10 protein-coding genes are annotated in these 12,559 nt (G+C 71.4%); 6 read left to right on the top strand and 4 right to left on the bottom strand.

Annotation, left to right across the window (positions count from 1 at the left end):
* Positions 1 to 73: 73 nt before the first annotated feature.
* Together AB0I03_RS25190 and AB0I03_RS25185 are read left to right on the top strand one after the other, a co-directional pair.
* Positions 74 to 1,333, top strand: a complete 1,260-nt coding sequence (locus AB0I03_RS25190; protein WP_360416927.1) for a PA2928 family protein — start codon at positions 74 to 76, stop codon at positions 1,331 to 1,333.
* A gap of 69 nt (positions 1,334 to 1,402) precedes the next feature.
* Entirely contained in the window at positions 1,403 to 2,191 is a 789-nt protein-coding gene (locus AB0I03_RS25185; protein WP_360416925.1) for a hypothetical protein, read from the top strand.
* A gap of 5 nt (positions 2,192 to 2,196) precedes the next feature.
* Here the strand turns inward: AB0I03_RS25185 and AB0I03_RS25180 are convergent, their stop codons facing one another.
* Positions 2,197 to 2,829: a TetR/AcrR family transcriptional regulator C-terminal domain-containing protein gene (locus tag AB0I03_RS25180; RefSeq protein ID WP_360416923.1), complete on the bottom strand. Its 633-nt coding sequence runs from the start codon at positions 2,827 to 2,829 to the stop codon at positions 2,197 to 2,199.
* A gap of 85 nt (positions 2,830 to 2,914) precedes the next feature.
* Here AB0I03_RS25180 and AB0I03_RS25175 point away from each other — a divergent pair, with 85 nt between their 5' ends.
* Entirely contained in the window at positions 2,915 to 3,472 is a 558-nt protein-coding gene (locus tag AB0I03_RS25175; protein WP_360416921.1) for a hypothetical protein, read from the top strand.
* Here AB0I03_RS25175 and AB0I03_RS25170 read toward each other — a convergent pair.
* On the bottom strand, positions 3,469 to 3,879 hold the full coding sequence (locus AB0I03_RS25170; protein WP_360416919.1) for a DUF4259 domain-containing protein: 411 nt from the start codon (positions 3,877 to 3,879) through the stop codon (positions 3,469 to 3,471). The two genes, AB0I03_RS25175 and AB0I03_RS25170, sit on opposite strands and share 4 nt — an antisense overlap.
* 103 nt (positions 3,880 to 3,982) lie before the next feature.
* Between AB0I03_RS25170 and AB0I03_RS25165 the strand changes: the two genes are divergently transcribed.
* Complete coding sequence (locus AB0I03_RS25165; protein ID WP_360416917.1) at positions 3,983 to 6,769, top strand: Hsp70 family protein; 2,787 nt, start codon at positions 3,983 to 3,985, stop codon at positions 6,767 to 6,769.
* Between the two features lie 34 nt (positions 6,770 to 6,803).
* On the opposite strand, the gene AB0I03_RS25160 is transcribed toward AB0I03_RS25165, so the two are convergent.
* Positions 6,804 to 7,901, bottom strand: coding sequence for a hypothetical protein (locus AB0I03_RS25160; RefSeq protein ID WP_360416914.1), 1,098 nt, complete (start codon positions 7,899 to 7,901; stop codon positions 6,804 to 6,806).
* Between the two features lie 201 nt (positions 7,902 to 8,102).
* Positions 8,103 to 9,833 (bottom strand): CBM35 domain-containing protein, encoded by a 1,731-nt coding sequence (locus tag AB0I03_RS25155; RefSeq protein ID WP_360416912.1) that lies wholly within the window; start codon positions 9,831 to 9,833, stop codon positions 8,103 to 8,105.
* Positions 9,834 to 10,050: 217 nt separating this feature from the next.
* Here AB0I03_RS25155 and AB0I03_RS25150 point away from each other — a divergent pair, with 217 nt between their 5' ends.
* Both AB0I03_RS25150 and AB0I03_RS25145 read left to right on the top strand, forming a co-directional pair.
* Positions 10,051 to 11,088, top strand: coding sequence for a LacI family DNA-binding transcriptional regulator (locus tag AB0I03_RS25150; RefSeq protein ID WP_360416910.1), 1,038 nt, complete (start codon positions 10,051 to 10,053; stop codon positions 11,086 to 11,088).
* A 66-nt stretch (positions 11,089 to 11,154) separates the two neighbouring features.
* Positions 11,155 to 12,402: an extracellular solute-binding protein gene (locus tag AB0I03_RS25145; protein ID WP_360416908.1), complete on the top strand. Its 1,248-nt coding sequence runs from the start codon at positions 11,155 to 11,157 to the stop codon at positions 12,400 to 12,402.
* The last annotated feature ends 157 nt before the right edge of the window (positions 12,403 to 12,559 follow it).

Here is a 12,559-nt window from a genome sequence, read left to right as displayed (position 1 = left end):
GCCGACGAAGTTGTGATCGGTAGGGGCCGAACCGGGGCGACGCTGGTGGCATCAGCGCACAAGGAGACCCGTCATGAGCCACGTCCCCGGATACTCGTCGGCCCGGCCGTTCCCCACCCACCAGCAGGCCGTGAGCTCGCCGTACGGCACCCCGAGCCACCCGTTGACGCCGAAGCCGCGACGCCGGGGGCTCTTGGGCGCGTTCGCGCTGATGTGGGTGCCCGGGTTGGCGATCGGGGCGTTCGCGATCTTCGGGGAGCATGTGACGGCGCCCGACCCGGACGTCGCCCTCCAGTCGGGGATCGGCTTCGCCCACTACGACGGCACCGACCTCGCGCTCGTGCCTTACGACCGCAACGGCTCCGGGGGCCTCATCGCCTCGATCCGGCACGACGTGTTCGAAGTGCGGATCGCCGCGGTCGACCTGGCCACGGGCGACACCGCGTGGGACGTGCAGCTCTCCGATGCGCTCGCGTGGAAGACCGCGGTCGTCGCCGCGGGCGAGCACTACGCGTACCTCGCCTCGGACGACGGCCTGATGATCCTCGACCTCGCTGACGGCGACACCGTCACCGAAGCCGGCGAGGTGCCGGGACTCGAAGGCTCCCAGTCGGTCTCGGGCGCCGCCTACGGCTTCGACCCCGCCCTCGGAGCCGTCGTCGCCCTCGATGTGGACGGCGGCGTCCACACCATCGCCCTCGACGCCCTCGAGGCGACCCCCGCCGACGCCGACACCACCGCCACCTGGTCCGGCATGCTCTTCCCCGAAGGCCCCGTCCCCGACATCGGCGGCATGACCAGCACCGAAGCGCTCCTCGCCGATGGCGAGGCCACAGTGCGGATCGCGCCCCTCGCCGACAACGCACTCGGCGGCGGCCTCGTCCTCGACGGCCCCGAAGGCGAACGCGCCCTGGGCACCCGCGTGTTCTACGGCGCCGGCATCGTCCTCGACCAGACCGCCCTCGTCTCCCAGTTCACCGTCGAGATCGACGTCGACGAGCTCATCGAGGAGTTCATGGAGGGCGCCGCCGCCGCGGGCCAGGACCTGTGGACCGGCACGGGCACCACGGCCGCCGGGGCCGCCTCCGGGCACGTCCTCGTCGAGCACCAGCCCGAACCGGCCGTGGAGGCGTACGCGCTCCACGTCGTCGACCTCGCCACCGGCCAGGTCACCGCCTCCATCGACACCGGGAGCCGCCTCGGCCGCGCCCTCACCGGGCCCACCGGCCACACCGTCGTGATCGCCGCCCCCGAAGGCTCCTACTGGCTCGGCGACCTCGTCATCGTCGCCCCCGAAGGCTCCATCGAACGCGTCGAGATCGGCCGCGACTGACCGAAACCTGTGACCGGTAGGCGCAGGAACCGCCAGAGACTGAACCCCACCACCCGAAAGGACCAGCTCATGTTCAAGACCATCGCCGTCATCGGCACCGTCATCGGCGCCGCACTCACCGTCGTCTACGTCCTCACCAGCCTCGGCAGCGACGGCCCCGCCGCCTGGGCGAACGGCTGGATGGCCGGGCCGATCATCCTGGCCTCCACCCTCCCCTTCTTCTCCATCTCCCGCATGGCCGACGGCGCGATCCGCGAGCTGCGCGGCGGCATCGCGAAAGGCTTCGAGGGCGCCCCGATCGCCATGGGCACCGTCGTCTCCGCCACCCGCACCGGCCTGAGCATCAACGACCAGCCGCAGCTGGAGATCCTCTTCGACGTCGACACCATGGACGGCCAGTCGTTCCGCGGCGTCGCCAAGGCCATCATCGACATCACCGAGCTCGCCGCGGTCGTCCCCGGCGCGGTCCTGCCCGTCCGCTACCGCCCCGGCAGCACTGACGGGATCATCACCATCGCCGCCGACGCCCCGCAGGAGGAGCTGCAGGCCGTCCTCGACCGCGTCCGCGTCGCCAAGGGCCTGGTCTCGCCCCGGCAGCTGCAGATCGCCGAGCACGGCGTCGAAGCGAAAGCGGTCGTGCTGGCGATGAGCCCGACCGGCGACATCCAGGGCGACCGCGCCGTCATGGACCTCCAGTTCCGCGTCACCCGCGCCGACCAGACCACGTTCGACCTCGCGCAGCGCAAGCCCATCGACGCCGGCTCGCTCGCGCAGCTCCAGCCGGGCATGGTCGTGCGGGTCCGGTACCTCCCGCACGACGAGTCGGAGCTGGTCGTCCTCACCGCCCTCAACCCGTGAAGGCGCTACACCAGGGCCTCGATCCCGTCGAGCACGAGATCGAGGCCCGGCTCGAAGTCGTCCGCGAACGCGTAATCCGGCCGCATCAGATGGCCCGCGGCGAGCGCGGCCAGGTACGGGTAGTCGCCGATCGCCTCGCCCGCCTCCGGTTCGGCGTCCGGGAACGCCGCCTCCTGGAGCACGAACCCGTACACGTAGGAGTCCACCACCGTGTAAGCGCGCGCGGCCAGCGCGGGGGAGAAGCCGCCGTTGAGCAGCACTCCGGCGACCGCGTCGTGGTGGGCGAGGGTCGCCGGGCCCGGACTCGACCGGGAGTCCATGAGCGCCAGCGCCCACGGGTGGCGGGCGAGGACCGCGCGTACCGAGACGGACCGGGCCCGCATCTCAGAGCGCCAGTGGCCCTGCGGGTCCGGGCGGTCGATGCGGGCGAAGACGGCGTCGACCATGCCGTCGAGCAGGTCCTCCTTGCCTTGCACGTGGTTGTAGAGGGACATGGGTTTGACGTCGAGGGCGGCCGCGAGCGACCGCATGGTGAGCGCGGCAAGGCCGTCGGCGTCGGCGAGGGCGACGGCGGTGTTGATCACGCGGTCGCGGCGGAGGGTCCTGGGCCGCTTGGGTCTCGGTTCGGCTTCGGGCACGTGAACGCTCCTCGGTGTGCTTGACCGGCTGCCGGCCGCAACGTAACGTACTAAGTAAGTTTACTGATCCCGTCTGGAGCCCCGCATGACCCCTCTCCTCGCCGGCCGCGTCACCGGCGCACTCTTCCTGGCCGCGTTCCTGTGCTACGGCGGCGGCACCGCCCTCGGCGCCGTCCCCGGCGGCATCGCACTGATCTTCCTCAACTCGATCGCCGTGGCCGCCATCGGCTTCCTCGTGCGCGCCCGGCTGCGCACGGAGGCGCCGAAGACCGCTGAGGCCTACCTGTGGGCGCGCGGCACCGAAGCGGTACTGCTCGCCGCCGGCGTCTGGTTCCTCCTCGCCGACCGGCCCGAGACCAACGCGTTGCTGTACGCGGCCGCGATGACCGCGCTGGCCGCCGGGAGCGTGCCGATGCTCCTCGCGCTGCGCCGCCTGGCGTGGTTCCCGGCCTGGTTCACCGCCTGGGGCGTGATCGGCTACGCTCTGCTCGGCATCGGCGCGGTCGCCGACTCCCTCGTCCCGGGCACCGGATTGTTCTTCGCCCTCCCGGGCGGCCTGTTCGAGGTCGTCTTCGCCATCGTGCTCCTGCGCGCCGGCTTCCCCGCCCGCACCGAGGAGGCCGCCTTGATCACCACGCGTTAGCGCGCCTCCAGCGCCTCGCGATAGGGCGCCTGCAGCTTGAGGACCTTCTCGAGCGCACCGGCATCCGTCCACAGGTCGTGCCACTCGTTGTCGCGCGGGTCGGCGACCCGGTCGAAGACCCGCAGGGCCTCCAGGCGCAGCTCGCCGTCCGCCTCGAACGGGTGTGAGGCCAGCAGCTCCTCGGCCGAGCCGCTCGCCGGATCAGCGCCGAGCCGCGCCGCGACCAGCACGGCCGCCGCCACGGCCGCGTCGGCCTTCGGATTCGTGAGGTGGCCGCCGCCCTCGGTGGCCTTGCGCATCACCCTGAGCAGGCAGGCGCGGATCGCGCCGGGATCGGCGCCGGCCAGGTCGGCGACGCAGTCCAGCGCCGTGTCGTTCGCGAACGGCCCGTGGCCCCAAGCCCCCATGTGATGCCCCGTTCTCCAGTGCCGGCGGATGTGGGTGCCACAGTAGACCGAGGGTCCGACACCGGGATAGGATCGCCGGTCCCCGCCCCCCACACCACCGCCCATGAACAGGACCAGCTTGCAGACCCCCGTATGGCTCGCCGTCGACCTCGGCACCACCCACACCGTCGCCGTCGTCGGCCGCGAAGGCGCCGAACCCCGCTCCCTGCTCTTCGACGGCTCGCCGCTGCTCCCCTCCGGCGTGTACCTCGACGCCGACGGCGAGCTCCACACCGGACGCGACGCCCAGCGGCTCGCCGCCGCCGACCCCGCGCGCTTCGAACCGCACCCCAAGCGCCGCATCGACGACGGCGCCGTGCTCCTCGGCGACCGCGAGATCCCGGTCGAGGAACTCCTGGCCACCGGCCTGCGCCGCGTCGCCGAAGCCGCCGCGGCCTCGGGCCAGCGCCCGACCGGGACCGTCCTGACCTACCCCGCCGACTGGGGCCCGGTCCGCCGCGCCGTCCTCGAACGCGCCGCCGCCATCGCCGGGTTCGGCCCCGTCAGGCTCCTCGCCGAACCCATCGCCGCCGCCGCCTACTGCGCCGAGATCCTCGGCCAGGAGATCGCGCCCGGCGCCGCCGTCGCCATCTTCGACTTCGGCGGCGGCACCTTCGACGTGGCCGTGGTCCGCCGCGAGCCCGGCGACACCGGGCGCTTCCGCACCCTCGCCGTCGGCGGCCTCGACGACCTCGGCGGACTCGACGTCGACATGGCCCTCGCCGCCCACCTCGGCCGCATCATCGCCGGACGCGACCCCGAACTGTGGCAGCGCCTCTCCGAGCCCGAGACCACCGCCGACCTGCGCGACCGCCTCGCCTTCTGGGGCGAGGTGCGCGCCGCCAAGGAGATGCTCTCGCGCACCTCCACCGCGCCCGTCGCCCTCCCCGGCCACAACCCGATGGGCCTGCACCTCACCCGCGACGAACTCCAGTCCCTCGCCGACCCGCTCGTTTCGCGAGCGGTCGACGAGACCCGCCGCACCGTCGAACGCGCGGGCGTCGACCCCGGCGAACTCACTGCGCTCCTGCTCGTCGGCGGCTCCAGCCGCATGCCCCTCGTCGCCACCCGCCTGCACGCCCGCCTCGGCATCGCACCCGCCGTACCCGAGCAGCCCGAACTGCCGGTCGCCTTCGGCGCCTTGCGGTTCAGCGTCACCGGCCAGGACGAGGCCGTGTCGAGCCCGCCAGCGACCCCGCCCGCCGGCGAACCCGGACCGCTGCACTACGCGCCGTACCCGGTGGTCGGGCCCCAGACCCCGGCGCCGAGCCCGTTTACCGCGCCGTCGCCGCCCCCGACCGGAACACAGCCGCCGCCGATGCAGACCCCGGCCGGTACGCTGCCGCCGCGCTCCGACTTCACCCCGCAGGAGCCCTTGCGGCTGACCTTCCGCGACAGGCCCAGACTGCCGCCGCCGTTCCGGCGGCACGTCATGTCCGTTCTGGCGGGCTCGGTCGCGATCGTGGTCACCGCGGCCGTCATCATCCTCACCCAGATCGACTGGGACGGCACCGCCGGCGACCTCACGGACGGCATCATCGGCGGCGTCGAGGACCTGGGCGAGACCGGCCCCGAACTCGTGTCCGTCTACGAGCAGCAGCTCAGCACCACCGGCACCGCCGCCGTGACCGCGAGCGAGAACATCGCCTTCATCGCCGAGGTCACCACCGGGTCCACCGTCGTCAGGGCGATCGCCGCCAACGGTGATGCACTGTGGACGAACGAGTACGAGCTCGAACCCGATGAGCTGCACATGATGGTCGTCGGCGGCCTGCTCGTGCTCGACGCCCGCTACTCCGCCACCGACGAAGGCAAGACCATGCGCGCCGTCGCCCATGCCGACACCGGCGAACTGCTGTGGAAGCAGCCGTGGGAGAACCGCAACGACGTCGCCTTCTACGGCACCGACGTCATCGTCGAGCAGCGCGACGGCTTCGAGGACAACGCCGTCATCCGCATCGACCTCACCACGGGCGGCGAGGTGTGGCGCGAGAAGGGACCCGAGAGCCTCTACACCATCGACGACCACCGCATCCGCACCGCGACCGCGTGGGACGAGCGCGCGGAGGACCCCGTCGGCGAAGTCCCCCCGAACTCGTACTCGCTGTACGACAACCTCGTCGCCACCGACCAGATCGTGGACCTCGACCCCGAGGCCGGCACGGGCGTCGTCCGCGACGCCGCCACCGGCGACCAGACCGCCGAAGGCGTCCTCGGCATCGACGACGACCTCTGGACCGTCTTCGACGGCCTCGTCATCGGCCGCGCCTCCGACGCCGTCTCACCCGGCCGCGACACCCTGATCGCCTACGCCCTCATCGACTTCAGCGTCGCCTGGAGCATCCCCCTCGACGCGCCCGTCAGCATCCAGCAGGTCAAACCCTGCGGGCCGCACCTCGTCTGCACGGCCGTCGACCACTCCGAATCCGACGACCAGTACCGCACGTTCGCCGTGAACACCGAGACCGCCGAGGAGATGTGGGAGGTCAAAGTGGACTGGGCGTTCGAGGACGGCTGGTACGCGTCCCCCGAGGGCCTCGTCTTCGGCGACCAGTCCTTCGACACCGTCGCCGACGCGCAGATCCTCGACTTCGACGGGAAGGTCCTGCGCGAAGCGGACGACGCCACGGTCATGGCGTTCCGCGACGGGCAGGCCGTCATCGAGACCGTGGCCTCCGGCCTTTCCGGCGCGACCTTCCAGATCTCCGTGCTCGACATGGCCGACGGCGCCCGGTCCGCCACTGTGGACGTCGGCGACGGTGTGCCCGAGCAGGCTGCGCTCGCCGGGAACCTCCTCGTGGTCCTCACCGGCGACTACAACGCGATGGTCCTCACCGTGCCGGAACTGTGAAGAGGGCACCTGCCGCTGTGCGGTCCGGAGGCGGTCAGGGCTGCGGTCGGAATCGCAATCCGCCCAGGACCCAGGGAACGTGCTCTCTGCTCGCCGCGATCAGGACCTCCTTCGCGCCGTCCCTGCACTCCACGAACAGTGGGTCTTGGAGCGCACCGCAGCGGTGGTCGCCCTTCCTCGCGGGGTGGAGGCGAACGAACGTCAGGGGCGGCAACGGCCGACTTCGACCGGCCGCACCTCGGGGATCCGAGGCCACCGCCAGACCGGTCGGGCCGATGACCAGGTAGTTGTCACCCTCCCGGCTGTAGGGGACCTCTCCCATGACCCGCCCGGGCACTACCGTCCCGGAAGTGGCGGGGCTCACCCAGGTCGCCGACAGCAGGCGCGCGGATCTGCGTTCAGCCTTGCGGCGCGCGCGCCGCCAGAGCAGGGCGCCGACGAGCAGCGTGCCGACGGCGGTGCAGGCCAAGGCCGTGAGCGATCCCGCGAGGCCGGCCGGGGCGGCCACCGCGGCCAGGGCGATGATCGCGTAGACGACGGCCGTCAGGGACGGCACGGTCCCGGTCCAGCTTCCGGTGGATTCGATGCTGCGGCCGGAGCGTTGCAGACGCCGTTCGAAGCGGGCCGTCCACAGCAGGCTGAAGCCGAATGCCAGCAGCGCGACCGACCCCATCATCGGCGCCTTGTAGGCGCCGATCGGAGTGCCGGCGATGCGTATCGATGCGCCGTCGTCGGTGACGATCTCCCGGATCCGGTGGCGCCACGAAGTCACGGTCACCTGATCGCCCAGGTCGAATTCGTCGATGTCGGATTGGCCGCTCGCGAGCCGAACGCGGTACCGATCGCCGTCGACGTCGACCGTCACGAAGTGGCGCTTGTTGTCGCCGTCGCCGGTCACCTCCTTGTCGATCACGGTCGCGTCCCAGACCTTGCGGCACTCGCCGGCGTCGTCGGGCGCGGTGACCGAATCCGGACATGACGGAGCCGCCGTGTACGCGCGCTCCTCGGCCAGCGCCGAAGGCAGCATCACGGGAAGGAGGGCCGCCCCGAGCACCACCAGCGGGATGCCGAGCAGGAGCAGGGCCAGGGGACTGGTGCGTCTGCCTGATCGGCGGGGGTAGAGCATCGGCATGGCCGGGGTCCTCCTTGTCGATGGGCGGAACGGTCGACCGCGCTGGAGAAGGGGGCCGTCGGGCGTATGGGCAGATCCTCCCGCACCCGTGCCATGCCCGGATACCGGGGCGGCGCCTGTCGCGGCCGGCCGCCGACGGCAGCGGAAGCCATGCGAAGGGCCGGGCCCGCGAATGCGGACCCGGCCCCTGCTTGCGATGGATCAGGCCAGTCTGATGTTGTCGAGCTCGGCGTAGCCGGTGCCGCCGTTGAAGTGCGGTGAGCCCTTCGCCAGGCGGATCACGTTGTAGCCCGCCTTCAGGGTCACCGTGACGTTGACGGTGGAGAACTGGCCCCAGCCGGACGTCGGCGGATAGGACACCGTGGACCAGGCGCTGCCGTTGTAGGCCAGCCCGTGCGTCGCGTTCGCTCCGGTGCCGTTGGCGTACCTGATGGTCATCGTGTACGACCGCGCCGTCGGCACGTTCACCGTGAAGTCCACGAAGGAGTCCGAGCGCATGTCCGTGTTGTTGTCGATCTGGCCCACGTAGTAGCCGTTCGACGCGTTCCCCGACCCGAACGTGTTGGCGTTCACCACGGTCTGGTTCTCGGCCTCGTACACCTGCTGCCACGAGGTCGTCGGGCCGTTGACCGGAGTCACCACCAGCTGGTAGGCGGCCTCGGCGTCCATGTTGTTCACCGGCACCGAGATCGCGCCGTTCGATACGTTCATCGTCGTGGTCGAGATGGTCGTCGGCGCGGCCACGTGCGTGTGCCGCCCCGAACCCGGCGTCGAGAGCAGCTGCACCCGCACCTGCGACCCGAACGAGCCCAGCCCTTCGACCCGGACCGTGTTGTTCCCGTAGTCGCCGCCGAAGACCGTGTTCACGATCTGGCGCGACGAGTCGTAGGAGGCCACGCCGTCGAGCCACGAATGCGGGGTCGTCTCGACGATGTTGCCGGTCATCGCGCCGTACCAGCGGTACAGCCAGTACGAGGCCGTGGGCTGGTTCTGCAGGGTGAACAGGCCGTCGAACGTGCCCGCCTCGAACCAGTACGCCCGGTGCGCCTCGCGGGCGCCGTGCCGCTCGAGCACCGCCATCCAGTGAAGGGCGACGGAGGGGATGTCCATCTGGTTGAAGCTGTTGTACTCGTTGATCGCGATGGGCCGGTCCGCGATGCCGAGGGAGTCCTCGATGGCCCGGTAGTCGCGCACGTGGTCGTCGAAGTTGTTCCAGTCCATGTCGGTCAGCTCGTGCCACACGATGACGTCGGGCACGGTGTTCGTGGCCTTCGCGTGCGTCAGGAACGAGACCATCCGGTCGTGGCTGTAGTAGGAGTCGCTGGGGCCGACGATCGGCGTCACCGGGTCGAGCGAGTCCACGAGCTTGTACGTGCGCGCCCAGCCCTCGTTGAACGAGCCGGCCTGGCTGGTGTTCCAGGTCCAGTCCGGCTCGTTCCACAGCTCCCAGCCGTGGATGTTCGTCATGTCGGTCTGGGCGAGGCGGTCCTGGACCTGCTTGCGGACCTTCGACTCCCAGTCGGCCCAGCCCTGCCACTGGTACGGGAACGTGGGGTAGATGTCGGGCATGCGGATGAACTGCTGCGCGCCGGCCCGGATGAGGTTGTCGCCCACGTCGAGCGAGTCGCAGCACGGCTCGGTCGCGCCGTTGCCCAGGTGGGTCGTGCCCGGCGCGGGCTGCGTGAAGCTGGTCGGGTTGAGCGGCAGCAGCATCGCGGTGGTCGGCTGCGAGTCCGAGCCGACCCCGTAAAGGCCGCCGGAGGCGACCTGCGTCGCCGGGCGCACGACGTCGGCGACGTTCACCGTGAGCGTGAGCCCCGCGGCCTCGGCCGGGATCGAGCTCCCGGCCATGACCGCGCCGAGGGCGACGGCGATGACGCCCGCCCGCGTCGCGGCCCGGCGGAACCGGGGAAATCTGAGGGTGCCTTGCATGAGTGCTCCTAGTCGATAGAGTCGAACCGGTTCGACACGTCGATGGAGGTCTGACGCTAGATTCGAACGACGTTCGATGCAAGATCTTCGATATAACAAAGGCATATACACGGGAAACGTTGCCACCCGGCACTTGCGTCAGACGCGTCACGGGGTTAAGCTCCGAACCGGTTCGACGATTCAGCATCCGGTCGAACCGGTTCGGAGGAGGCACAGCATGGTGAACATCGGCGACGTCGCCCGCGCCGCGGGCGTGGCCCGCTCGACCGCGTCCTACGCGCTCACCGGCAAGCGCGCCGTCTCGGACGAGGTGCGGACGCGGGTCCGCCAGGCCGCCATGGAACTCGGCTACACCCCGAACGCCGGCGCGCGGGCCCTCGCGACCTCCCGCTCCAACGTCATCGGGCTCCTCGCCCAGTTCCTCCCCGACGAGTTCGCGCCCGCGATGCTCCAGTACCTCCAAGGCGTCACCGACACCGCCCGCGACCTCGGCTACGACATCCTGCTCAGCTCCGACTCGGACGGGCCCGGCGCGCTCAAGCGCATCACCGACTCCCGCATGGTCGACGGCGTCGTGCTCCTCAACGTCGCCGAGGACGACGACCGCCTGCCCGTGCTCCGCGCCGCCGCCCAGCCCGGCGCGCTCGTCGGCCTCCCGCGCGACTGCACCGGCGTCGACGTCTTCGACCTCGACTTCGAAGAGGCCGGCCGCGCCATGGTCGAGCACCTCGCCCGCCTCGGCCACCGCGAACTCATCCTCGTCTCCCAGCCCGAGCACGTCGTCGAACGCGGCGGCGCCTACGTCTGGCGCCTCCAGAACGCCGCCGTCCAGGCCGCCGCCGCCAAAGGGATCACCCTCCACACCGTGTTCGGCGCCGCCACCCAGCCCGACATCGGCCGCGACCTGCACGCCCTCCTCGACGCCCACCCCGGCGCCACCGGCCTGCTCCTCAACAACGAGGCCGCCGCCGCAGCGCTCCCCACCGTGCTGCGCACCCGCGACGTCGAGACCCCCGCCGACCTCTCCGTCATCGGCCGCTACTCCGACGAGTTCGCGCGCACCTTCTCCCTGCCCTACTCCTCGATCGAGAGCGCCCCGGACCGCCTGGGCAGCATGGCCGTACGCCAGCTCGTGCGCCGCATCGAGAACCAGGTCCCCGAAGGCGACCCGTACGTGGTGCGGTTCGTCCACCCAGAACTCGTCGACCGGGGCTCCACGGCCCCGCCCCATCTTGGCGAAGCTTGCGAGCCATAAATTTCGCCCAGTCCCGGCAGTAACCCATCCCTCAATGCAGTAACCCGTTCAAGGAGGAACACCGAAATGCGAACCACGAGACCCCTCTTCAAGGCCGCCGCCGCAGGCGCCGCCTGCGCCGCACTGGCCTTCGCCAGCGCCTGCTCGTCCGGCGGCACCACCGACCAGGACGCCGACACGTACACCTGGTGGGACCCGTACCCCCAGCACGCCGAGGGCTCCGACTGGGCCGAGCGGGTCGCCGCCTGCGGCGACGCCGCCGGGGTGACCATCGAGCGCACGCCGTTCGACACCACCGCGCTCACCAACCAGGCGCTGCTCGCGGCCCAGGAGGGCACGAGCCCGGACGTCATCCTGCTCGACAACCCGGCCGTCTCCACCCTCGCGGACACCGGGATGCTCACCACCATGGACGAACTCGGCCTCGACGTCTCCGGCGTCGACGAGAACCTCCTCGCCGCCGGCGTCGTCGACGACCAGACGTACGGCATCCCCGTGGGCGCCAACACGCTCGCGCTCTACTACAACGCGGACGTGCTCACCGCCGCCGGCGTCGACCCGGCCACCGTCACCGACTGGGCCAGCCTCACCGCCGCGCTTGCGCAAGTTACCGGTAACGGCGCCAAGGGGATCACCTTCGCCGGCATCGGCACCGAAGAGGGCTCCTTCCAGTTCCTGCCCTGGTTCTGGGGCGCCGGAGCCGACCTCCGCCAGCTCGACTCGCCCCAGGCCGTCGCGGCCCTGGAGCTGTGGACCGGCTGGCTCGAAGCGGGCTACGCGCCCGACTCGGTGATCACCAACTCCCAGAACACCACCTGGGAGGAGTTCCTCACCGGCGAGTACGCCTTCGCCGTCAACGGCACCTGGCAGGTCAACAGCGCGCTCGAAGCCGGCTTCGCCACCGGCGTCATCCCGCTGCCCGGCCAGAACGGCGGCACCGCGCCCGCGCCCACCGGCGGCGAGTTCGCCCTCGCCCCCGTCCAGTCCGACACCGAGCGCTACGACGTCACCCGCCAGATCATCGAGTGCATGACCACGCCCGAAGGGTTCGTCGAGACCGCCACCACCTTCGCGTACTACATCCCGCCGACGGCCGACGGCCAGACCGCGCTCCTGGAGGCCCAGCCCGAGCTCCAGCCGTGGGTCGACGCCGTCCGCGGCGCCAAGGGCCGCACCAGCGACAACCTCGGCACCGACTACCCGAAGATCTCCGAAGCGCTCTGGACCGCCGTCCAGAACGCCCTCTCCGGCTCGGCCTCACCGGCCGACGCCCTCGCCCAGGCGCAGGCCGACGCGGCTGCCGCCACCGAGTAAGACGGAGTTGCCATGACCACGACCTCGGTCACCACGACCGGGCGTGCGTCCGGCACCGGTGCGGCGGGGGCCCCGCCCCCCCCCCCCCCCCCGGGGCGCCCCCCCCAACACCCCACCGCCGCCCCGCCCAGGGCCCCCCCCCGCGGCGCCCCGCCCC

It is taken from the genome of Glycomyces sp. NPDC021274 (assembly GCF_040641195.1).
Lineage (GTDB): Bacteria > Actinomycetota > Actinomycetes > Mycobacteriales > Micromonosporaceae > Glycomyces.
Note: the sequence above shows the minus strand (reverse complement) of the source record. Positions and strands in the feature narration are given on the sequence as shown.

What these genes read in the sequence shown, in the direction of transcription:
- AB0I03_RS25190 (WP_360416927.1), top strand. Translation starts at nt 74, where the DNA reads ATGAGCCACGTCCCCGGATACTCGTCGGCCCGGCCGTTCCCCACCCAC.
- AB0I03_RS25185 (WP_360416925.1), top strand. Translation starts at nt 1,403, where the DNA reads ATGTTCAAGACCATCGCCGTCATCGGCACCGTCATCGGCGCCGCACTC.
- AB0I03_RS25175 (WP_360416921.1), top strand. Translation starts at nt 2,915, where the DNA reads ATGACCCCTCTCCTCGCCGGCCGCGTCACCGGCGCACTCTTCCTGGCC.
- AB0I03_RS25170 (WP_360416919.1), bottom strand. Translation starts at nt 3,879, where the DNA reads ATGGGGGCTTGGGGCCACGGGCCGTTCGCGAACGACACGGCGCTGGAC.
- AB0I03_RS25165 (WP_360416917.1), top strand. Translation starts at nt 3,983, where the DNA reads ATGAACAGGACCAGCTTGCAGACCCCCGTATGGCTCGCCGTCGACCTC.
- AB0I03_RS25160 (WP_360416914.1), bottom strand. Translation starts at nt 7,901, where the DNA reads ATGCCGATGCTCTACCCCCGCCGATCAGGCAGACGCACCAGTCCCCTG.
- AB0I03_RS25155 (WP_360416912.1), bottom strand. Translation starts at nt 9,833, where the DNA reads ATGCAAGGCACCCTCAGATTTCCCCGGTTCCGCCGGGCCGCGACGCGG.
- AB0I03_RS25150 (WP_360416910.1), top strand. Translation starts at nt 10,051, where the DNA reads ATGGTGAACATCGGCGACGTCGCCCGCGCCGCGGGCGTGGCCCGCTCG.
- AB0I03_RS25145 (WP_360416908.1), top strand. Translation starts at nt 11,155, where the DNA reads ATGCGAACCACGAGACCCCTCTTCAAGGCCGCCGCCGCAGGCGCCGCC.